This window comes from Streptomyces sp. NBC_01591 (assembly GCF_035918155.1).
Classification (GTDB): Bacteria; Actinomycetota; Actinomycetes; order Streptomycetales; family Streptomycetaceae; genus Streptomyces.
This window is the reverse complement of sequence record NZ_CP109327.1, coordinates 2,868,932-2,887,251: the sequence shown is the minus strand read 5'-3', so window position 1 is coordinate 2,887,251 and position 18,320 is coordinate 2,868,932. Positions and strand designations below refer to the sequence as shown.

Here is an 18,320-nt window from a genome sequence, read left to right as displayed (position 1 = left end):
GAGACCCCGAGCCCATGTCAGCAGCACTTCCCACGTCCGGCCGTGAATGGCACCTCGTCGCCCGCCCCCACGGCTGGCCGAAGGCCGAGGACTTCGCGCTGCGTGAGGCCCCGGTCGCCGCTCCCGGCGAGGGCCGTGTCCTCGTCCGCAATCTGCACTTCTCGGTCGACCCGTACATGCGGGGCCGGATGAACGACGTGAAGTCGTACACCCCGCCCTTCAAGCTCGACCACCCCATGGACGGCGGAGCGGTCGGCGAGGTCATCGCCTCGAACGCCGAGGGCTTCGCGGTCGGCGACCACGTCCTGCACGGCCTCGGCTGGCGCGAGTACGCCGAGGTCCCGGCCAAGCACGCTGTGAAGGTCGACGCGTCGCTCGCCCCGCTCTCCGCCTACCTCGGGGTGCTCGGCATGACCGGGCTCACCGCCTACGCGGGCCTCTTCGACGTGGCCTCCTTCAAGGAGGGCGACGCCGTCTTCGTCTCCGGCGCGGCCGGCGCGGTCGGCAGCCAGGTCGGCCAGATGGCGAAGATCAAGGGCGCCTCGCGGGTCATCGGCTCGGCCGGTTCCGACGAGAAGGTCAAGCTCCTCGTCGAGGAGTACGGCTTCGACGCGGCCTTCAACTACCACAACGGCCCGGTCGTCGAGCAGCTGCGCGCGGCCGCCCCCGACGGCATCGACGTCTACTTCGACAACGTCGGCGGCGAGCACCTCGAAGCGGCGATCTCCTCGCTCAACCTGCACGGCCGCGTCACCGTCTGCGGAATGATCGCCCAGTACAACGCCACCGAGCCGACCCCCGGCCCGCGCAACCTCGCCCTCGTCATCGGCAAGCGGCTGCGCATCCAGGGCATGCTCGTCAGCGATCACGCCGCACTCCAGCCGCAGTTCGTCCAGGACGTCGCCGGCTGGCTGGCCTCGGGCGAGCTGAAGTACCGCGAGACCTTCGTCGAGGGCATCGAGAACGGCTTCGACGCCTTCCTCGGTCTGCTGCGCGGCGAGAACACCGGGAAGATGATCGTCTCCCTCGCCTGACAGCCGCCCCGGCACACCCGTTAGGCTCATCCAACAGGCCGCCGCGATCGTGGGCGCGAGTCGCGGCGCACAGCAGGAGGAATCCTCAGCATGACCATTCAGGACATCACCGTTGCCTACACCGCCGTCGCCACCGCCGAGAACGGCCGTGACGGCCGCGTCTCGTCCGACGACGGCAACCTCGACGTCATCGTCAACCCGCCCAAGGCCATGGGCGGAAGCGGCGCGGGCACCAACCCGGAGCAGCTCTTCGCGGCCGGCTACAGCGCCTGCTTCCAGGGTGCGCTCGGCGTGGTGGCCCGTCAGGAGAAGGCGGACATCTCCGGCTCCACGGTGACCGCCGAGGTCTCCATCGGCAAGACGGCCGAGGGCGGCTTCGGCCTGGAGGTGGCGATCAGCGCCACCATTCCGAACGTCGACACCGCCACCGCGCAGTCGCTCGTCGAGAAGGCCCACCAGGTGTGCCCGTACTCGAACGCCACTCGGGGAAACATCAAGGTCGAGCTGTCGGTCGCCTGACCGCCGGCCCATCCGCAACAGGCCTGGGGTCTTTCGTTTGGATCCGGCCTGAACCAAACGAGAGGCCCGAGGGCCGCATCCCGCGAAGGGGTGCGGCCCTCGGGCGTGTCCGCGACAACCGCCGGTCCGACGGCGGCCCTTCCCCGCCAGTACGCTGACGTCATGCGTGATCTTGGGGCGGGCTTCGGGTACTTGATAAAGGGACAACGCTGGGTCGGCCGGCACGGACGCTGGTTCGGCTTCGGGCTGCTGCCCGGACTCGTCACCCTCGTCCTGTACGCGGCGGCGCTCACCGGTCTCGGCTACGGCGCCGACGACTTCGTGGACTGGGCGACCCCGTTCGCCGACGACTGGTCCTCGCCCTGGCTCGCCCTGCTCCGCAACACCCTGACCGTGCTGGTCTTCGGCCTCGGGCTCTTCCTCGCCGTGATCACGTTCACCGCCGTGACCCTGCTGGTCGGCCAGCCCTTCTACGAATCGCTCTCCGAGCAGGTCGACCGCACGGAGGGCGGCGAGGTCCCCGAGTCCGGGCTGCCGCTCTGGCGGGAGCTGTGGATCTCCGCCCGCGACAGCGTCCGCATCCTGGTAAGGGTGGGGCTCTACGCGGTGCTGCTCTTCGCCCTCGGATTCATCCCGGTGCTCGGCCAGACCGTCGTCCCCGTGATCGGCTTCTGTGTCACCGGCTACTTCCTCGCCGAGGAGCTCACCGCCGTCGCGCTCCAGCGCCGCGGCATGGTGCTGAAGGACCGGCTCGCCCTGCTGCGCGGTCGCCGTCTGCTGACCCTCGGCTTCGGTGTACCGCTGGGACTCGCCTTCCTGATCCCGTTCGTCGCCGTGTTCCTGATGCCGGGCGCCGTCGCCGGGGCGACTCTGCTGGCGCGTGACCTGGTGCTGTCCGACGAGGACGAGGACGAGGACGCGCCGCCCGCCCCGTACACCCTCGACAAGGACTGAGGAGATCATCCGCCCATGACCGAGCTCATCGCTGTCGCCGTCATCACCGTCCTGGCCGTCATCAGCCCGGGCGCGGACTTCGCGATGGTCATCCGCAACAGCTACCTCTACGGCCGTACGACGGGGCTCATGGCCGCACTCGGGGTCGCCGCGGGCGTGCTCGTCCACGTCACGTACACGATGCTCGGCGTCGGGCTGCTGATCGCTTCGTCGACCGCCCTGTTCACCGCGATCAAGCTGGTCGGCGCGGCCTATCTCGTCTACATCGGGCTGCGGACCTTCTTCGCCCGCGGCGATCTCGATGTCGACCTGGAGTCCAAGCCGCAGCTGACGCGGTTCGGGGCCCTGCGCACCGGCTTCCTCACCAACGCGCTGAACCCCAAGACCACGCTCTTCGTCGTGTCGACCTTCACCCAGGTCGTCGGGCCCGGAACCAGCGTGTGGCAGCAGGCCGGCTACGGGCTGTTCATGTCCGCCGCCCACTTCGGCTGGTTCGCCCTGGTCGCGCTGTTCTTCTCGAACTCGCGCCTGCGCACCTCGATGCTGAAGTGGCAGAAGGCCCTCAACCGGGGCATCGGATCGGTGCTCGTCGGACTGGGCGTCACCCTGGGCCTGGCCCGCTGAGCGAACGCCCGCCCTGCGCGGGTCAGCTGCGGTGCACCTCCAGCGCCGACCTGACCGCCGACTCCAGCGCCCCCTCGATCCAGGCCGGCTTGATCGAGGTGTGGCAGCCGGCGAAGTGCAGTGGCCCCTCGACCGACCTCACATCGGCGAAGAGTTCGGTGTGCTGGCCGGGCAGCAGCACCGAGGCCTCGCCGTACGCGTACGGGTCACGCATCCACGACTGGGTGGCGCCGACGCCCGTGTAGAACACCTCGACGCGCTGCCCGTACACGTCCTGCACCCCGCCCAGGGCGTGCGGATAGCGCTCGTCGTCGTCCAGCGAGTCCCACTTCAACGCGTCGTCGGCCCAGCTGTACGAGGCGAGGACGACACCGCCCGCGCTGCCCTCGACCGGGTGGGAGGGCTGGAACATGAAGCGGTTGGGGTTGTCGGTGACCGATCCGCCGCCGATGACATGCGCCGCCTCGGGCTGGTTGCGGGCGGTGGCCCGGTACGCCGCGTAGTGCACCCGCTGGTTGGGCGGGAGGTGGCCGGGCGGTACGGAGGGGTGGGCGCCCAGCAGTGAACCGTCGGCCGGCGCCTTGCCCAGCCGGTAGGCGTCGTACAGACCGGGCTTGATCCTCTCCAGCTCGGTCTTCCAGTCCTTCTCCTCGAACTCCCACCAGCGGCGGCTGAATTCGAGCAGTACCTTGGTCGCCGCGTCGTAGTGGATCTCGGTGATCGCGCGCCGCTTGCCGTACGACAGCGCGGGCGCGACGGGGATGTGGCGCAGCCCGGAGAACGGCACGGTGATGATCGCCCGGTCGCCGGTGAACTTCTGACGCACCAGCGGCTTGCCGTCGCGGCCCTCGGACACGGTCTCGACCTCGACTCTGTCGGTGCCGTAACTGATCCTGGTGGCCCGGCGATCCAGCCGCACCACGTCCTTGACCCGCTTGTACATCGCGTCGGCCAGGGTGGCCGTGCCGTCCGGCAGCTCGAAGAACGCGGTGTCCGGGCTGATCAGGGAGGCCCCGATGAAGCTGTGCACAAAGGCGAGATGGAGGCGGGACGTGAGGTTCTCGACCGTGCCGATGAGGTCGACGGTGCGCTCGTCCAGCTTGGCCGCCTCGGTCAGGAAGCGGAACATCGACCAGTGCCCGTACCGCTGGATGACCCGCGCCCAGCCCTCGACGAGCTCCCGGCCCTCCTTGCCCTCGAACTCCTGCCGCACGGGCTTGAAGGCATCCCGCACGATCGTCGCGGCGGTCTTGTTCTCGAACTCGGCGGGGACCCCGAACGAGCGGTTGATCGCCTGGGGCTTCGCCGCGTAGTCGGCCTTGCGCATCCGGATGCCGTTGACGTGGATCCAGGTGTGGTTGACGGGCCGGCCCTCGGCGTCGACGTCCACCAGGTAGAAGGGGCGGCGCTTCAGGCCGAAGCTGTCCATGAGGCCGGTGACCAGCGGATGGCTGTCGGGGATGCGCATCGCGCCGGCCTCGGCGTACTGGTTCGGGTCCGCGAACGGCGCCTTCGCGTTCTCGTGACCGCCCTTGCGGAAGGTCTTGATCCGGCCGCCGACGCGGTTGCCGTTGGCCTCGATGACGGTGACGGTGTGTCCGGCGGCGCGGAGCAGATGGGCGGCGGTGAGCCCGGCCGGGCCGGCGCCGATGATCAGCACCTTCTTGGGGCTCTTGCGGCTGCGCGGCAGGCCCTTGGACAGCAGGATGTCGCGGTAGACGGGGACCAGCGGCTGGTCCTGTTCATCGCGTACGAGGATGGCGCGGGCGATGGTCAGGCAGGCGTCCCAGTCCGAGCCGGTGGCCGCGGGGGCGAGCGCGGTACCGGACGCGGCGGCGGATCCGGCGGCGGCGGGCGCGGCGGCGCTCGCGGATCCGGCGGCGGAGACGGCCAGGGTGGCGGCACCGGCGGTGACACCCGTGATCAGGGTGCGACGGGAGGGCAGGCCGGAGGATGATCCGGCGGGCTTGGAAGTCATGCGGCAACCCTGGGGCGCCGGGGAGGGTGCCCTACGCCCGGACGCGCGTAGACCGCCCCGAAATCACCCGCAGGTGGCGCTCATTGATCAGGTTCTCCCCCGTGTCGCCGCAGGTCATGTCATGATTGCGGGTTCTCCGGAGTCCCTGGTCCCGTCGGCTGCAGCAGCGCCAGGAAATCCCCGAACGCCGCGGGCATGTCCACCGAGTCCGGGTCCAGCAGCCATTGGTACTGGAGCCCGTCCAGCACCGCCACGAGCAGCGGTGCCGCGCGCTCCGGGGTCAGCCCGCCGGGCAGTTGTTCGCCGTACTCCGCGCGCAGTATCGCCGCCATGCTCGCCCGGACCTGGGTGTAGCGGCGGGTGAAGAACTCCCGCGCGGGATGCCCCTCCGTCACGCTCTCGCCGAGCAGCGCCGAGAACGTCTGGACGATGCCGGGCCGCATCGCGTTGTACTCGACGAGGGAGGCCAGCAGTTCGATCCGCCAGACGCCGTCGCTCCGGGTGCCGCCACCGGTGTCCCACTGGTCGCGCTCCTTCAGCACGGCGACGAGCAGCGCCTCCTTGGTCGGGAAGTAGTGCAGGAGCCCCTGCTGGCTGAGGCCGACCCGCTCGGCGACGGCGCTCAGCGAGGCGCCCCGGTAGCCGCGCTCGGCGATCACTTCGAGCGTGGCCCGGACGATCTCCGCCCGCCGCTCCGTACTTCTGGCCCGCACCATCGCCCCGGCCCCTTTCGGCGCTCCATCGGTCCCGCACTGGGACCGTACGCCATCCCCAATTATCACAGAGTGATAACGAAACCTACTGGTCTACCTGTGATGGAGTCAGTATGGAGGCATTCAGTACAGAATCCGACGAGGAGGAACGGCCGTGGCAGACGCGTCCACACCCACCAACCCCGATGCGGCCCGCGAGGCCGTGGTCGACGCGGCCCTCGCCGCGCTGGGGCTCGACGACAAGGCGCGGCTGCTGGCCGGCCAGGACATGTGGTCGCTGCCCGCGCTCCCCGCCGTCGGGCTGCGCTCCCTGGTGATGTCCGACGGGCCGATCGGGGTCCGGGGCGTCGCCTGGAGCGCCGACGACCCGTCCGTCGCCCTGCCCTCGCCCACCGCGCTGGCCGCGACCTGGGACCCGGCCCTGGCCCGCCGGGCCGGCCGGCTGCTGGCCCAGGAGGCCCACCGCAAGGGGGTGCATGTCCTCCTCGCCCCGACCGTGAACCTCCACCGCTCCCCACTCGGCGGGCGCCACTTCGAGACGTACAGCGAGGACCCGTACCTCACCGGCGAGATCGGCACCGGCTATGTGCTCGGTGTGCAGGACGGCGGGGTCGGCACGACCGTCAAGCACTTCGTCGCCAACGACGCCGAGACCGACCGCTTCACCGTCGACAACATCGTCGCCCCGCGCACCCTGCGCGAGATCTACCTCGCCCCGTTCGAACGCATCGTCAAGAACGCCCACCCCTGGGGCATCATGGCCGCCTACAACCGGGTCAACGGCCCCACCATGACCGAGCACCGCTACCTGCAGAACGCGGTGCTCCGCGGCGAATGGGGATTCGACGGCTACATCGTCTCCGACTGGCTGGCCGCCCGCTCCACCGTCGCCGCCGTCAACGGCGGCCTCGACGTCGCGATGCCGGGCCCGAAAACGGTGTACGGCAAGGCGCTCGCCGACGCCGTACGGGCCGGTGAGGTCGAGGAGTCCGTGGTCGACGGCGCCGTACGCAACGTGCTGCGGCTGGCCGCCCGCGTCGGCATCCTGGACGGCGCCCCGCCCGTCGTCGACGAGGCCGGCCGCCCCGAAGCCGTCGACGGCGACGCCCTGGCCCGCGAGATCGCCCGCCGCTCCTTCGTCCTCGTACGCAACGAACGTGCCGCCCTCCCCATCGACCCGGCGGCCGTCCGCAAGGTCGCGGTCAGCGGGGCGCTCGCCCGGGACGCCCGGGTCCTCGGCGGCGGCTCCGCCCAGGTCTTCCCGCACCACATCGTCACCCCGCTCGACGGCCTCGTCGCCGCCCTCCCCGAGGACGTCGTCGACTACCGCGTCGGCGCCGACCCGAACACCGAACTCACCCCCGCCGAGAAGGGCTTCGAGCTCAAGGCCGTCTGCTACGACGAGGCCGGCAACGTCATCGGCTCCGCACCGCTGCGGGGCGGCACCCTCCAGTGGATCGGCGACGACTTCCCCGAAGGCGTCAGCCGCCGGACGCTGCACAGCGTCGAGATCACCGGCACCCTCGTCCCGCGCGACAGCGGCGAGCACGTCTTCGGCACCCGCGGCACCGGCGCGCTCACCCTCACCGTCGCGGGCGAGACCCTGTACGACGGGATCCACCGGGTCACCGGCTCCGACGACCCGGGCGAGGCCTTCTTCGGCAACCCGCTGGAGCGCGGCCGGATCACGCTCACCGCGGGCGAACCCGTCCAGGTCTCGCTGCGGCAGGTCCCCGAGACCCTGGGCGACGACGCGCCGATCCCCGGCGTCTCGTTCGCCTTCTGCCACCTCGGCCCGCGCCGCGACCCCCAGGAGCTGATCGCCGAGGCCGTCGAGTCGGCCCGCGCCGCGGACACCGCGATCGTCGTCGTCGGCACCACCGAACGCGTCGAGTCCGAAGGCTTCGACCGCACCGACCTCAGGCTCCCCGGCCATCAGGACGACCTCGTCAGGGCTGTCGCGGCCGCCAACCCGAACACCGTCGTGATCGTCAACTCCGGCTCCCCGGTGGAGCTTCCGTGGCGCGACGAGGTCGCCGCCGTCCTGCTCGGCTGGTTCCCCGGACAGGAGGCCGGCCACGCCCTGGCGGACGTCCTGCTCGGCGCGGACGAACCGGGCGGCCGCCTCCCCACCACCTGGCCCGCCGCGCTCGCCGACGTCCCGGTCTCCAACACCGCCCCCACCGACGGCGAACTCCACTACGACGAGGGCGTCTTCGTCGGCTACCGGGCCTGGGAGAAGGCCGGCACCGCGCCCGCGTACCCCTTCGGCCACGGACTCGGCTACACCACCTGGGAGTACGAGAGCCTGGCGGCCGGTCCGGACTCCGTCACCGTCCGCGTCCGCAACACCGGCACCCGGCCGGGCGCCGAGACCGTCCAGATCTACCTGGCGCCCCGGGACGACACCGCCGAACGCCCGGCCCGCTGGCTGGCCGGCTTCGCACGGGTCGAGGCGGCGCCCGGCGAGAGCGCCGAGGCGGTGATCGCGCTGGAGCGGCGCGCCTACGAGATCTGGGACGAGGAGGCGTACGACTGGGTCCTCGTCCCCGGCACGTACGAGGTGCAGGCGGCCCGCTCGCTCGGTGACGTACGCGGGACGGCCACCGTGGACATCAAGGAATAGCGGCCGGGCGGCAGGGGTACGGGGCGGCGCCCCGTACCCCTGCCGCGCCGTCAGCGCACTCCGAACCCGTACACGGTCGTCGAGACGAACTCCTCGCCCGGCCGCAGCACCGTGCTCGGGAACGCGGGCCGGTTCGGGGAGTCGGGGAAGTGCTGGGTCTCCAGCGCGATCCCGGCGCACGGTCCGAACGGCCGCCCGTCGAAGTGGTCCGCCGTGTACAGCTGGAGCCCCGGCTCCGTCGTGGCCACGGTCAGCACGCGACCCGAGGCCGCGTCGTACAGCTCGGCCGCCGGGCCCGTCCCCGCCCCGTCCAGCACGAAGTTGTGGTCGTAGCCCGCGCCGACCGGCGCCGGCGCACGGAAGTCGAACCGGGTCCCGTCCACCGGCAGGAACTCGCCCGTGGGCAGCGACTCGGCGTCCGCCGGAGTGATCCGCCCGGCCGCGATCCGCAGCGTCTGTCCGAGCGCGCTGCCGCTGCCGTCGCCCGCGAGGTTCCAGTACGTGTGATTCGTCAGGTTCAGCACCGTCGGGGCGTCGGTCGTCGCCCGGTACGCGATCCGCAGCGCCCCGCCCTGGTCCAGGGTGTAGGCCGTCGACACGGCGAGACGGCCCGGGAAGCCCTCCTCGCCGTCCTCGGAGACCAGCGAGAGCTCGACGCCGTCCGCCACCTCCCGCGCCTGCCACACGCGCTTGTCGAAGCCCCTGGCCCCGCCGTGCACCTGGTTGCGCCCCTCGTTCGGCGTCAACCGGTGCGTGCGCCCGTCCAGCTCGAAACGGGCGCCGCCGATCCGGTTCGCGTACCGCCCGACCAGCGCGCCGAAATAAGGGCCGGAGAACGTCTCGTACCCGGCGAGGTCCGGCAGCCCGAGCGCGACACCCGCCCGCGCCCCGTCCCGGTCCGGCACCTCGACCGACTGCACGATGCCGCCGTACGTCAGCACGCGCACCCGCGTACCGTCCCGTTCCAGCGTCCAGCGGTGCACGGGTGTGCCGTCCGCGAGGGTGCCGAAGTCTTCCGTACGTATCGCCGTGCCCGAACCAGTGACCATGATCACGGACCTTACGCCGGGGGCCGGGCGGCGGTGACATTGCGGTACGCGATCTCCGCCAGCCTCGCCTGCCCGTCGCGCCCCGGATGGAACCAGTCCCACGGGCTGAGCTGCCTGCCGGTGAACGGGTAGTCGAAGACCGCCCCGCCGTCGTAGCGGCAGCGCAGGTCCTTCGCGCAGACCTCCCGCAGCACCTTGTTGTACGCCACGACCCGGTCCTGCACCGATGCGCGGCGGGCCGCCGCGGGCGCGCCCATGTCGTCCGCGTCGCCCAGCATCGACTGGCAGATCCCCAGCTTCCAGATCTGCTTGCCCAGCGCGTTGCCGCGCCCCGTCGACCAGAGCCGCTTGAGGTCCGGCACGCTCGACACGTACACCTGCGCCTTGGGCGCCCCGGCCCGCAGCTGACGCATCGACGCCTCGAACGACGCACGGAAATCCGCCACCGGAGTCATGTACCGCGCCGAGTCCCGGCAGGCGTCATTGGCGCCGATCATCACCGTCACCAGATCCGGCTTCTCCTTCGCGGCCAGCGCCATCTGCTCCGGCAACTGCGCGATCCTGGCCCCCGTCTGGGCGTGGTTCCAGCTGCGCACGGCGGCCCCCGACTCACCGAGCAGCCGCACGGCGAGGCTGCGCACCTCGTTGTCCGTGCCGGTCGCCCAGGACACCTCCGGACAGTCCGCCAGCACCGAACAGGCGTCGAAACCGCGGGTGATGGAGTCGCCGACGGCGGCCACCGAACCCGGTTCGCGGTCCCAGACCGGGCCGGGCCGGGCGGACGGCTGCGCGGCCGCCCCCTTCGTCGTCCCCTCCCGGCCGGAGTCACAACCGGTCAGAACGGCCGTGCCGAGCAGTGAGACCGCCGCCAGGACAGCGGCCGCGGTACGCGAACGGCGGCGGGAGGAACGATCCTGCATCCCATGGTCCCCTCGGTTATGCCCCCGGCAACCCCTGGTGGCACCGGTCGGAAGGCCCGGCCGCCCTGGCGGGTGAAAGCTGAGCGAATGATGGGCCCAGGACCGACCGTACGTCACACCTGGGACCCCGCCGCGCGGTAGCTTTTCCTCGTCGAACCAGCGGCGCGTTCCCCCGCCCGGCTCCACTCGGGTGGCTTTCTGGAAATCACATCACGTCACATACTTTCCCTTTTCAGGAGTTTCACCCCGATGCTGTTTACTGATGACAACCTCGGGAGCCGGCCGAGAAGAGACGGCACGGGCGCGAGGCCGCTGGGGAAGGCGAACTTCGTCCCACACTGGAGGTCCCGGTGACGACACGTGGAGTTCTGTACGTTCACTCCGCACCGCGCGCGCTCTGCCCCCATGTCGAATGGGCGGTGGGTGGTGTCCTCGGTGTGCGGGTTCAGTTGGACTGGATCAGACAGCCTGCCGCGCCCGGCACCTGGCGGTCCGAGTTCTCCTGGCAGGCCCGCGCCGGCACGGCGTCCAAACTCGCCTCCGCACTGCGGGGCTGGGACCTGCTGCGCTTCGAGGTGACGTCGGAGCCGAGCCCCACGTCGGAGGGCGAGCGCTACAGCTCCACGCCCGGCCTCGGCATCTTCCACGCCGTCACCGGCATGCACGGCGACATCCTGGTCCCCGAGGACCGGCTGCGGGCGGCACTGGCACGGTCGGTGCGGGGCGAGAGCGACCTGGAGGCCGAGATCGCCAAACTGCTCGGCAAGCCGTGGGACGACGAGCTGGAGTCCTTCCGCCATGCGGGTGAGGGCGCGCCGGTGCGGTGGCTGCACCAGGTGGTGTGACGGCGCGAAAATGAGCCCCTCCGGCGATTGAGGAGCGGGGTCCGGGGCGGAGCCCCGGCGGGGGCGTTGCCCCCGTACCCCCGCTCCTCAAACGCCGGAGGGGCTTGATTCATTGCGGGTCAGACGCTGCGGAACGCCAGGACCACGTTGTGCCCGCCGAACCCGAACGAGTTGTTGATCGCGGCGATCGAACCCTCCGGCAGCGGACGGGGCTCATCGCGCACGATGTCCGCCTCCACCGCCTCGTCGAGGTGCTCCACGTTGATCGTCGGCGGAGCCATCCGGTGGTGCAGCGCCAGGACCGTTGCGACGGTCTCGATGCCGCCCGCGCCACCGAGGAGGTGACCGGTCATCGACTTCGTCGCGGAGATCGCGACATGGTCGAGGTCGTCGCCCAGGACCTTGCGCAGAGCCTTCAGCTCCGCGACGTCACCCTGCGGCGTCGACGTGGCGTGCGCGTTGAGGTGCACGACCTCGGACGGCTTGAGGTCCGTCTGGTCCAGCAGGTTCTCCATCGCGGCGGCGATACCGCGCCCGGTCGGCTCGGGCTGCGCGATGTGGTGGGCGTCCGCGGACAGCCCCTGGCCCAGCACCTCGCAGTAGACCTTGGCGCCACGCTTCGCGGCGTGCTCCGCGGACTCCAGGACGACGACCCCGGCGCCCTCGCCGAGCACGAAGCCGTCACGGCCCGTGTCGTACGGACGGGAGGCCTTCTCGGGCTCCTCGTTGTTCTTGGACATCGCCATCATGTTGGCGAACGCGGCGATCGGCAGCGGGTGGATCGCCGCCTCGGTGCCACCGGCGAGGACCACATCGGCACGGCCGGTGCGGATCATCTCGACGGCGTACCCGATCGCCTCGGCGCCCGAGGCGCAGGCGGAGACCGGGGTGTGGACACCGGCCTGGGCGTTGACCTCCAGGCCGACGTTGGCCGCCGGGCCGTTGGGCATGAGCATGGGCACGGTGTGCGGGGAGACGCGGCGTACGCCCTTCTCCTTGAGCACGTCGTACTGGTCGAGCAGGGTGATCACGCCACCGATGCCGGAGGCGATGACTGAGCCCAGCCGCTCGGGCTGGATGTTCTCGTCCTCACCGGCCTTGCCGGTGAAACCGGCGTCCGCCCAGGCCTCACGGGCCGCGATCAGCGCGAACTGCGCCGAGCGGTCCAGCTTGCGGGCGAGCGGGCGGGGCAGGACGTCGCCCGGGTCGACGGCCGCGAGTGCGGCGATCCGGACGGGCAGTTCAGCGAAACGTTCGCCCTCGAGAGGCTTGACGCCGGAACGACCGGCCATCAGACCTTCCCAGGTCGACGCCGAGTCGCCACCCAGCGGAGTGGTTGCGCCGATACCGGTGACGACCACGGTGCGATTGGTCGAGTTCACTGGAAAATCTTCTCCACGTGTAGAGGGTCGTGAATCAGCGGCGCCACCGCCGGGTGGCGACACAGGAGCAGGCCTGATCAGCCCTGGTGCTTGAGGATGTAGTCGGCAGCGTCGCCGACCGTCTTGAGGTTCTTGACGTCCTCGTCGGGGATCTTGACGTCGAAGCGCTCCTCGGCGGCGACGACGACCTCGACCATGGACAGCGAGTCGACGTCCAGGTCGTCGGTGAAGGACTTGTCCAGCTGGACGTCCTCGACCGGGATACCGGCGATCTCGTTGACGATCTCGGCGAGACCCTTGACGATCTCTTCCTGAGTGGCGGCCATGTTGGCGCTCCTTCGATGTTTATCTGCAGGTTGGGGCTTGCGGGCCGAAAAAGGCCTGGTGTGCCTAGGGGAGGGTAACGACCGTCGCGGCGTAGACGAGACCCGCCCCGAAGCCGATGACGAGCGCGGTGTCGCCGCTCTTCGCCTGACCGGTCGCCAGAAGCCGCTCCATAGCGAGCGGAATCGAGGCGGCGGAGGTGTTGCCGGTGGTCTCCACGTCGCGGGCGACGGTGACGTTCTCCGGCAGCTTCAGGGTCTTCACCATCGAGTCGATGATCCGCATGTTGGCCTGGTGCGGAATGAAGACGTCCAGGTCCTCGGGGGAGATCCCGGCCGCGTCCAGCGCCTGCTGGGCGACCTTTGCCATCTCGAAGACGGCCCAGCGGAACACCGCCTGGCCCTCCTGCGTGATGGCCGGGAACTTCTCCGGGCGCTCGGCGTGGAACTCGTCCCACGCCACGGTCTGCTTGATGGTCTCGGACTTGTCGCCCTCGGAACCCCAGACGGTCGGGCCTATGGCGGGCACCTTGGAGGGGCCCACGATGACCGCGCCGGCGCCGTCGCCGAAGAGGAAGGCCGTCGCGCGGTCCTCCTTGTCGGTGAGGTCGCTGAGCCGTTCCACGCCGATGACCAGCACGTACTCCGCCGAACCCTCGACGATCATGCCCTTGGCGAGGGTCAGCCCGTAGCCGAAGCCCGCGCAGCCGGCCGAGATGTCGAAGGCGGCGGGCCTGCCCGCACCGACCAGGTGGGCGATCTCGGTCGCGATGGCCGGGGTCTGCTTGAAGTGCGAGACGGTGGAGACGATCACGGCGCCGATCTGCTCGGGCCTGATCCCGGCATCCGCGATGGCCTTGCCGGACGCCTCCACGGACATCGCGGCCACGGTCTCCTCCTCGGAGGCCCAGTGGCGGGTGGCGATGCCGGAGCGCGAACGGATCCACTCGTCGGACGAGTCGATCGTCTCGAGGATCACCTCGTTGGGCACGACACGGGTCGGGCGGTAGCCGCCGACACCCATGATCCGTGCGTACGGGGCGCCCTGGCTGGGCTTGATCTTCGACATTCTCTCGGGCTCCTTAGACGCCTGCGTGCTCGGAGATGAGCGCGCGGGCCGCGTCGAGGTCGTCGGGGGTCTTGAGCGCGAGCGTCTTGACGCCGGGCAGCGCGCGCTTGGCAAGGCCCGTGAGGGTGCCGCCGGGGCATGCCTCGATGAGAGCCGTGACGCCCAACTCCTTGAAGGTCTCCATGCACAGGTCCCAGCGGACCGGGTTGGCCACCTGGCCGACCAGCCGCGAGATGACCTCGTCACCGGTGGCGACGGCCTTCCCGTCGGCGTTCGAGACATATGTCACGGCCGGGTCGGCGGTCTCCAGCTCCGCGGCGGCCTCGCGCAGCCGGTCGACGGCGGGGGCCATGTGGTGCGTGTGGAAGGCACCGGCGACCTTGAGGGTCACCACGCGGCGCACGCCCTCGGGCATGTCCTCGGTCAGCGCGGCGATCTGCGCGGCGGTGCCCGCGGCGACGATCTGGCCGGCTCCGTTGACGTTCGCCGGGGTCAGCCCGAGCTTCTCCAAGTGCGCGACCGACACGTCGGGGTCGCCGCCCAGCAGCGCCGCCATACCGGTCTCGGTGACCGCCGCGGCCTCGGCCATGGCGAGCCCGCGGGTCCGTACGAGACGTAGCGCGGCCTCGTCGCCGATGACTCCGGCGAAGGCTGCGGCGGTGATTTCGCCAACGCTGTGACCTGCGACGACATCCGGCGACGCGTCGAGCGCGGCGGCGGACAGCAGACCGGCGGCCACCAGCAGCGGCTGTGCCACCGAGGTGTCACGGATCTCATCCGCGTCGGCCTTGGTGCCGTAGTGGGTGAGGTCGAGCCCGATGGCGTCGGACCAGGCCGCGATGCGGTCGGTGGCACCGGGGAGATCGAGCCAGGGAGTCAGGAAGCCGGGCGTCTGAGCGCCTTGGCCGGGAGCGACGAGTACGAGCACCCTCACACTCTCTCTTGTGAACGGTCCGGAACACCCGTGGGGACAGGGACGAAGAACCGTATGGGGAATTGTTGATGTCCGACAAAAGTCTAGGACTGAGGATCTCTCGCGGCCAAGCGCCCCAGAATCAGGGCGATCCGCAGCGTGAACGCCGAGCGGACGTCGGACGGTGACCATCCGGTGACGTCTGTCACACGTCGGAGCCGGTAGCGCACGGTGTTCGGGTGGACGAAGAGCATTCTGGCCGCGCCCTCCAGGCTGCTCGCCTGTTCCAGATACACACTCAGTGTTTCGAGCAGGGCGGAGCCCGCTTCTTCCAGCGGTCTGTAGATCTCCTCCACCAACTGGTCCCGCGCGGCGGGGTCGCCCGCCATCGCGCGCTCCGGCAGCAGATCGTCGGCGAGGACCGGCCGGGGGGCGTCCTGCCAGGCACCGCACGCCTTGAGCCCGGCGGCCGCGGCCTGCGCGGACCGGGTGGCCGCCAGTAGGTCGGGCACCACGGGGCCGGCGACGACGGGGCCCGCCGCATACGGGCCGATCAGCGCCTTCGCGACATGCAGCGGGTTGTCACTGCCGCCCGCGATGACGACCAGGCGGTTGCCGAGCACCCCGGTCAGGACCTGGAGCTTCGCGTGCCGGGCGGCCCGCCTGATCGCCTCCACGGTCAGCTCGCTGTCGCCGTCCGGGGCCGTACCGAGCACCACACAGACGTGCTCGGGGGAGTTCCAGCCGAGCGCCGCGGCACGTGACACGGCACCCTCGTCGGCCTCGCCGGACAGCACCGCGTTCACCACGAGCGATTCCAGCCGGGCGTCCCAGGCGCCGCGCGCCTCGGCGGCCTGCGCGTACACCTGGGCGGTCGCGAAGGCGATCTCCCGGGCGTAGACGAGCAGCGCCTCGCGCAGCACCGACTCGTCGCCGGGCGCCGCGACCTCCTCGATCGCGGCCTCCATGACCTCGATCGTCGTACGCACCATCTCGACGGTCTGCCGCAGGGTGATCGCCCGGGTCAGCTCACGCGGAGCCGTGCCGAACACATCGGTGGAGATGGCCTGCGGGGTCTCCGGGTGCCGGAACCACTCGGTGAACGCCGCGATACCGGCCTGGGCCACCAGTCCGATCCACGACCGGTTCTCCGGTGGCATCGCCCGGTACCACGGCAACGACTCGTCCATGCGGGCGATCGCGTTCGCGGCGAGCCGGCCGGAGGACTGTTCCAGGCGCTTCAGGGTCGCGGCATGCAGGTGGGCGGCGTTCGCAGCGGGCTGCTCAGGATCGGGTCGGGGCACGGAGACAAGATTGCCTTATCGGGCGACCGGCACGGAGGGCCGGGGCGACCGCGGGTCGTACCGACGGGTAGCAGTCGGGGGATCCGGTCGCGCGCCCGCCCGGTTACCGTGGGCAGGTGATTTCCGTACACCGAGCCGAAGACCGCTTCCTGGGCGGGGATCAGGACGCCGGCATCCTGTCCCGGCACGCCTTCTCCTTCGGCGGCTTCTACGACCCGGACAATCTGCGCTTCGGCGCGATCCTGGCGTGCAACTCGGAGCGGCTGGAGCGCGGCGCGGGTTTCGAGGAACACCCTCACAGCCATACGGAGATCGTCACCTGGGTCGTCGAGGGCGAGCTGACCCACCGCGACTCCACCGGCCACGCCACGGTCGTACGGCCCGGTGACCTCCAGCACCTCAGCGCCGCGTCCGGCGTGCGCCACGTCGAACGCAACGACGGGGACGCCCCGCTGACGTTCATCCAGATGTGGCTGGCACCGCTCGAACCCGGCGGCGAACCCTCGTACACGACCGTCCCCGGCATCGCCGACTCCACCCCGTACGCCCTCCCGGCGGCCGGTGCGATGCTGCATGTGCGCAGGCTGGGCGCGGGGGAGCGCGCGGCGGTGCCGGATGCGGCGCGGGTGTACGTCCATGTGGTGGCCGGGGGCGTACGGCTCGGCGACGAGGAGCTGGAGCCGGGCGACTCGCTACGGATCACCGGCGAGGCGGGGCTGGAGCTGGTGGCGACCGGATCGGCCGAGATCCTGATCTGGGAACTGTCGGCCTGAACTACCGCGACTGCCGCTCGTCGCCCCGGCGCCACATCGACCACATCGGCGGCCCGGCACGGAACGTCATCTCCTCGTGCACGGCGAATCCGTGCCGCCGGTAGAAGGTGAGGTTGCGGCGGTTGCTGGACTCCAGGAACACCGGCCGCCCGTCCGCGTCCGCCCGCTCCAGCAGCCCACCCAGCACCCGCGCCCCGCGCCCCGTGCCGCGCGCGTCCGCGTGGGTGCCGATGTACTCGACGTACCAGTGCTCGGGACCGGCCGGGTGGCGGTGCTCCATGGTGAACAACCGGCCAGCGGTACGCGGGAGTTGAGCCCTTGTCGCGCGTACGAGCGGCCCCGCGTTGCGCAGCAGGTACGTCACCGGCAGCTTCCACTTCCCGGGCTCCGCCCACACCGCCGCGACGGTGCGCTCCGGATCTGTCCACACCCGGCCGGCCGGGACCTGCTGGGCCAGATGCGCGGTGAACAGCAGCCGCAGCCGCCGGTCCCGGTCGCGCGGCATCAGCCAGCTCCAGACGGGATCCTCGGCGTAGGCACTGGCGAGCACGGAGGCGAGCGCGGGGACGTCGGCGGCGGTAGCGCGGACTATGTCGGCCATGGCCGAGGAGAGTAGCGGGTGTCGAGTCGGCCATGCCTCTCTGTCCGGCAGGCCGGCCGATTCTGCCCTCGTGTACCTGGCCCGCACCGGCATGGTCCGCGTAGTGATGGAGGGGCCACCACCCCGTGCACCCTTCCGGAAGGCTTCAGACGCGCGCACGAGACTCCGAACGCGCCCATGGTTCCGGGGACGACGGTCGGTCGTCCCCGGGCCCCTTCGTCGTTCAGTCGGATCCGGGCTCAGCTCACCTGTAGCACCGTCTTGCCACGCAGCCCCGTCACCCCGAACCCCGCGTCGCGGCGCTGCCTGCGGACCACGCCCTCGCGCCCGCCTCCCGGGTCCTGTTCGCCGACCTCGGTGTCACCCCCGAGGAAGTCGACGAACGGGCAGAGCGGGACATCGACGAGCACGGCGTACACGATCTCGCGCAACTGCTCGCCTTCGTCGGCCTCGGCACGACGACGACCGTGCTCCCGAAGTCCGTCGCCGCCCGATATCCCCGGCCGGGGGTGACCTACGTCCTCATCGAGGACTGCCCTTCCGCAGCACTGGTCATCGCCTGGCCGGAGCGCTCCCGCAGCCGCGGTGTGGCCGCGCTGGTGCGCGCGGCGGCGGCCGTCGCCGAGTCACGGGGCATGAGCACGGCTCCGTCGGAGGGTCGCGCATGACCGCCGACGTGGGTGTGCTTTTACG

At 70.9% G+C, this 18,320-nt stretch carries 19 protein-coding genes; 8 read left to right on the top strand and 11 right to left on the bottom strand.

The features are described 5' to 3' along the window. Positions 1 to 14: 14 nt before the first annotated feature. The 4 genes from OG978_RS13505 to OG978_RS13490 all read left to right on the top strand — a co-directional run bounded on the left by OG978_RS13505 (position 15) and on the right by OG978_RS13490 (position 3,131). Positions 15 to 1,034, top strand: coding sequence for an NADP-dependent oxidoreductase (locus OG978_RS13505; RefSeq protein WP_326765467.1), 1,020 nt, complete (start codon positions 15 to 17; stop codon positions 1,032 to 1,034). 90 nt (positions 1,035 to 1,124) lie between these two features. Continuing rightward, on the top strand, positions 1,125 to 1,553 hold the full coding sequence (locus OG978_RS13500) for an organic hydroperoxide resistance protein (RefSeq protein ID WP_266419559.1): 429 nt from the start codon (positions 1,125 to 1,127) through the stop codon (positions 1,551 to 1,553). A gap of 162 nt (positions 1,554 to 1,715) precedes the next feature. Continuing rightward, positions 1,716 to 2,507 (top strand): EI24 domain-containing protein, encoded by a 792-nt coding sequence (locus OG978_RS13495; protein WP_326765466.1) that lies wholly within the window; start codon positions 1,716 to 1,718, stop codon positions 2,505 to 2,507. Between the two features lie 15 nt (positions 2,508 to 2,522). Then, on the top strand, positions 2,523 to 3,131 hold the full coding sequence (locus OG978_RS13490) for a LysE family translocator (protein WP_326765465.1): 609 nt from the start codon (positions 2,523 to 2,525) through the stop codon (positions 3,129 to 3,131). Between the two features lie 22 nt (positions 3,132 to 3,153). On the opposite strand, the gene OG978_RS13485 is transcribed toward OG978_RS13490, so the two are convergent. Both OG978_RS13485 and OG978_RS13480 read right to left on the bottom strand, forming a co-directional pair. Next, the gene (locus tag OG978_RS13485) at positions 3,154 to 5,109 is read right to left on the bottom strand and encodes an FAD-dependent oxidoreductase (RefSeq protein ID WP_326765464.1); all 1,956 of its coding nucleotides are present in this window, start codon (positions 5,107 to 5,109) and stop codon (positions 3,154 to 3,156) included. 119 nt (positions 5,110 to 5,228) lie between these two features. Next, positions 5,229 to 5,825, bottom strand: a complete 597-nt coding sequence (locus OG978_RS13480) for a TetR/AcrR family transcriptional regulator (protein WP_326765463.1) — start codon at positions 5,823 to 5,825, stop codon at positions 5,229 to 5,231. A gap of 151 nt (positions 5,826 to 5,976) precedes the next feature. Between OG978_RS13480 and OG978_RS13475 the strand changes: the two genes are divergently transcribed. Then, on the top strand, positions 5,977 to 8,448 hold the full coding sequence (locus tag OG978_RS13475) for a beta-glucosidase (protein WP_326765462.1): 2,472 nt from the start codon (positions 5,977 to 5,979) through the stop codon (positions 8,446 to 8,448). Positions 8,449 to 8,498: 50 nt separating this feature from the next. On the opposite strand, the gene OG978_RS13470 is transcribed toward OG978_RS13475, so the two are convergent. Then, a complete protein-coding gene (locus OG978_RS13470) occupies positions 8,499 to 9,497 on the bottom strand; it encodes an aldose epimerase family protein (protein WP_326765461.1) in 999 nt (332 codons plus the stop codon). 11 nt (positions 9,498 to 9,508) lie between these two features. Continuing rightward, positions 9,509 to 10,417, bottom strand: a complete 909-nt coding sequence (locus OG978_RS13465; RefSeq protein ID WP_326765460.1) for an SGNH/GDSL hydrolase family protein — start codon at positions 10,415 to 10,417, stop codon at positions 9,509 to 9,511. A 350-nt stretch (positions 10,418 to 10,767) separates the two neighbouring features. On the opposite strand from OG978_RS13465, the gene OG978_RS13460 reads away from it, so the two are divergent. Next, positions 10,768 to 11,262 (top strand): DUF3145 domain-containing protein, encoded by a 495-nt coding sequence (locus OG978_RS13460; RefSeq protein WP_326765459.1) that lies wholly within the window; start codon positions 10,768 to 10,770, stop codon positions 11,260 to 11,262. Positions 11,263 to 11,381: 119 nt separating this feature from the next. Here the strand turns inward: OG978_RS13460 and fabF are convergent, their stop codons facing one another. The 5 genes from fabF to OG978_RS13435 all read right to left on the bottom strand — a co-directional run bounded on the left by fabF (position 11,382) and on the right by OG978_RS13435 (position 16,253). Beyond that, the gene (gene fabF, locus OG978_RS13455; RefSeq protein WP_326765458.1) at positions 11,382 to 12,644 is read right to left on the bottom strand and encodes a beta-ketoacyl-ACP synthase II; all 1,263 of its coding nucleotides are present in this window, start codon (positions 12,642 to 12,644) and stop codon (positions 11,382 to 11,384) included. A gap of 77 nt (positions 12,645 to 12,721) precedes the next feature. Beyond that, entirely contained in the window at positions 12,722 to 12,970 is a 249-nt protein-coding gene (locus OG978_RS13450) for an acyl carrier protein (protein ID WP_072483507.1), read from the bottom strand. Between the two features lie 64 nt (positions 12,971 to 13,034). Further along, positions 13,035 to 14,036 carry a ketoacyl-ACP synthase III gene (locus tag OG978_RS13445; RefSeq protein ID WP_326765457.1) on the bottom strand — a complete coding sequence of 334 codons (1,002 nt, stop codon included), beginning with the start codon at positions 14,034 to 14,036 and terminating at the stop codon, positions 13,035 to 13,037. A gap of 13 nt (positions 14,037 to 14,049) precedes the next feature. Then, positions 14,050 to 14,964 (bottom strand): ACP S-malonyltransferase, encoded by a 915-nt coding sequence (locus tag OG978_RS13440; protein ID WP_326765456.1) that lies wholly within the window; start codon positions 14,962 to 14,964, stop codon positions 14,050 to 14,052. An 89-nt stretch (positions 14,965 to 15,053) separates the two neighbouring features. Next, positions 15,054 to 16,253 (bottom strand): PucR family transcriptional regulator, encoded by a 1,200-nt coding sequence (locus OG978_RS13435; protein ID WP_326765455.1) that lies wholly within the window; start codon positions 16,251 to 16,253, stop codon positions 15,054 to 15,056. Between the two features lie 116 nt (positions 16,254 to 16,369). Between OG978_RS13435 and OG978_RS13430 the strand changes: the two genes are divergently transcribed. Then, a complete protein-coding gene (locus OG978_RS13430; protein WP_326765454.1) occupies positions 16,370 to 17,026 on the top strand; it encodes a pirin family protein in 657 nt (218 codons plus the stop codon). A gap of 1 nt (position 17,027) precedes the next feature. Here OG978_RS13430 and OG978_RS13425 read toward each other — a convergent pair whose 3' ends face one another. Continuing rightward, positions 17,028 to 17,627 carry a GNAT family N-acetyltransferase gene (locus OG978_RS13425; protein ID WP_326765453.1) on the bottom strand — a complete coding sequence of 200 codons (600 nt, stop codon included), beginning with the start codon at positions 17,625 to 17,627 and terminating at the stop codon, positions 17,028 to 17,030. 239 nt (positions 17,628 to 17,866) lie between these two features. After that, complete coding sequence (locus OG978_RS13420) at positions 17,867 to 18,058, bottom strand: hypothetical protein (protein WP_326765452.1); 192 nt, start codon at positions 18,056 to 18,058, stop codon at positions 17,867 to 17,869. Positions 18,059 to 18,094: 36 nt separating this feature from the next. On the opposite strand from OG978_RS13420, the gene OG978_RS13415 reads away from it, so the two are divergent. Then, a complete protein-coding gene (locus OG978_RS13415) occupies positions 18,095 to 18,295 on the top strand; it encodes a hypothetical protein (protein WP_326765451.1) in 201 nt (66 codons plus the stop codon). Positions 18,296 to 18,320 lie beyond the last annotated feature (25 nt).

What these genes read in the sequence shown, in the direction of transcription:
- OG978_RS13505 (WP_326765467.1), top strand. Translation starts at nt 15, where the DNA reads ATGTCAGCAGCACTTCCCACGTCCGGCCGTGAATGGCACCTCGTCGCC.
- OG978_RS13500 (WP_266419559.1), top strand. Translation starts at nt 1,125, where the DNA reads ATGACCATTCAGGACATCACCGTTGCCTACACCGCCGTCGCCACCGCC.
- OG978_RS13495 (WP_326765466.1), top strand. Translation starts at nt 1,716, where the DNA reads ATGCGTGATCTTGGGGCGGGCTTCGGGTACTTGATAAAGGGACAACGC.
- OG978_RS13490 (WP_326765465.1), top strand. Translation starts at nt 2,523, where the DNA reads ATGACCGAGCTCATCGCTGTCGCCGTCATCACCGTCCTGGCCGTCATC.
- OG978_RS13485 (WP_326765464.1), bottom strand. Translation starts at nt 5,109, where the DNA reads ATGACTTCCAAGCCCGCCGGATCATCCTCCGGCCTGCCCTCCCGTCGC.
- OG978_RS13480 (WP_326765463.1), bottom strand. Translation starts at nt 5,825, where the DNA reads ATGGTGCGGGCCAGAAGTACGGAGCGGCGGGCGGAGATCGTCCGGGCC.
- OG978_RS13470 (WP_326765461.1), bottom strand. Translation starts at nt 9,497, where the DNA reads ATGGTCACTGGTTCGGGCACGGCGATACGTACGGAAGACTTCGGCACC.
- OG978_RS13465 (WP_326765460.1), bottom strand. Translation starts at nt 10,417, where the DNA reads ATGCAGGATCGTTCCTCCCGCCGCCGTTCGCGTACCGCGGCCGCTGTC.
- OG978_RS13450 (WP_072483507.1), bottom strand. Translation starts at nt 12,970, where the DNA reads ATGGCCGCCACTCAGGAAGAGATCGTCAAGGGTCTCGCCGAGATCGTC.
- OG978_RS13445 (WP_326765457.1), bottom strand. Translation starts at nt 14,036, where the DNA reads ATGTCGAAGATCAAGCCCAGCCAGGGCGCCCCGTACGCACGGATCATG.
- OG978_RS13425 (WP_326765453.1), bottom strand. Translation starts at nt 17,627, where the DNA reads ATGGCCGACATAGTCCGCGCTACCGCCGCCGACGTCCCCGCGCTCGCC.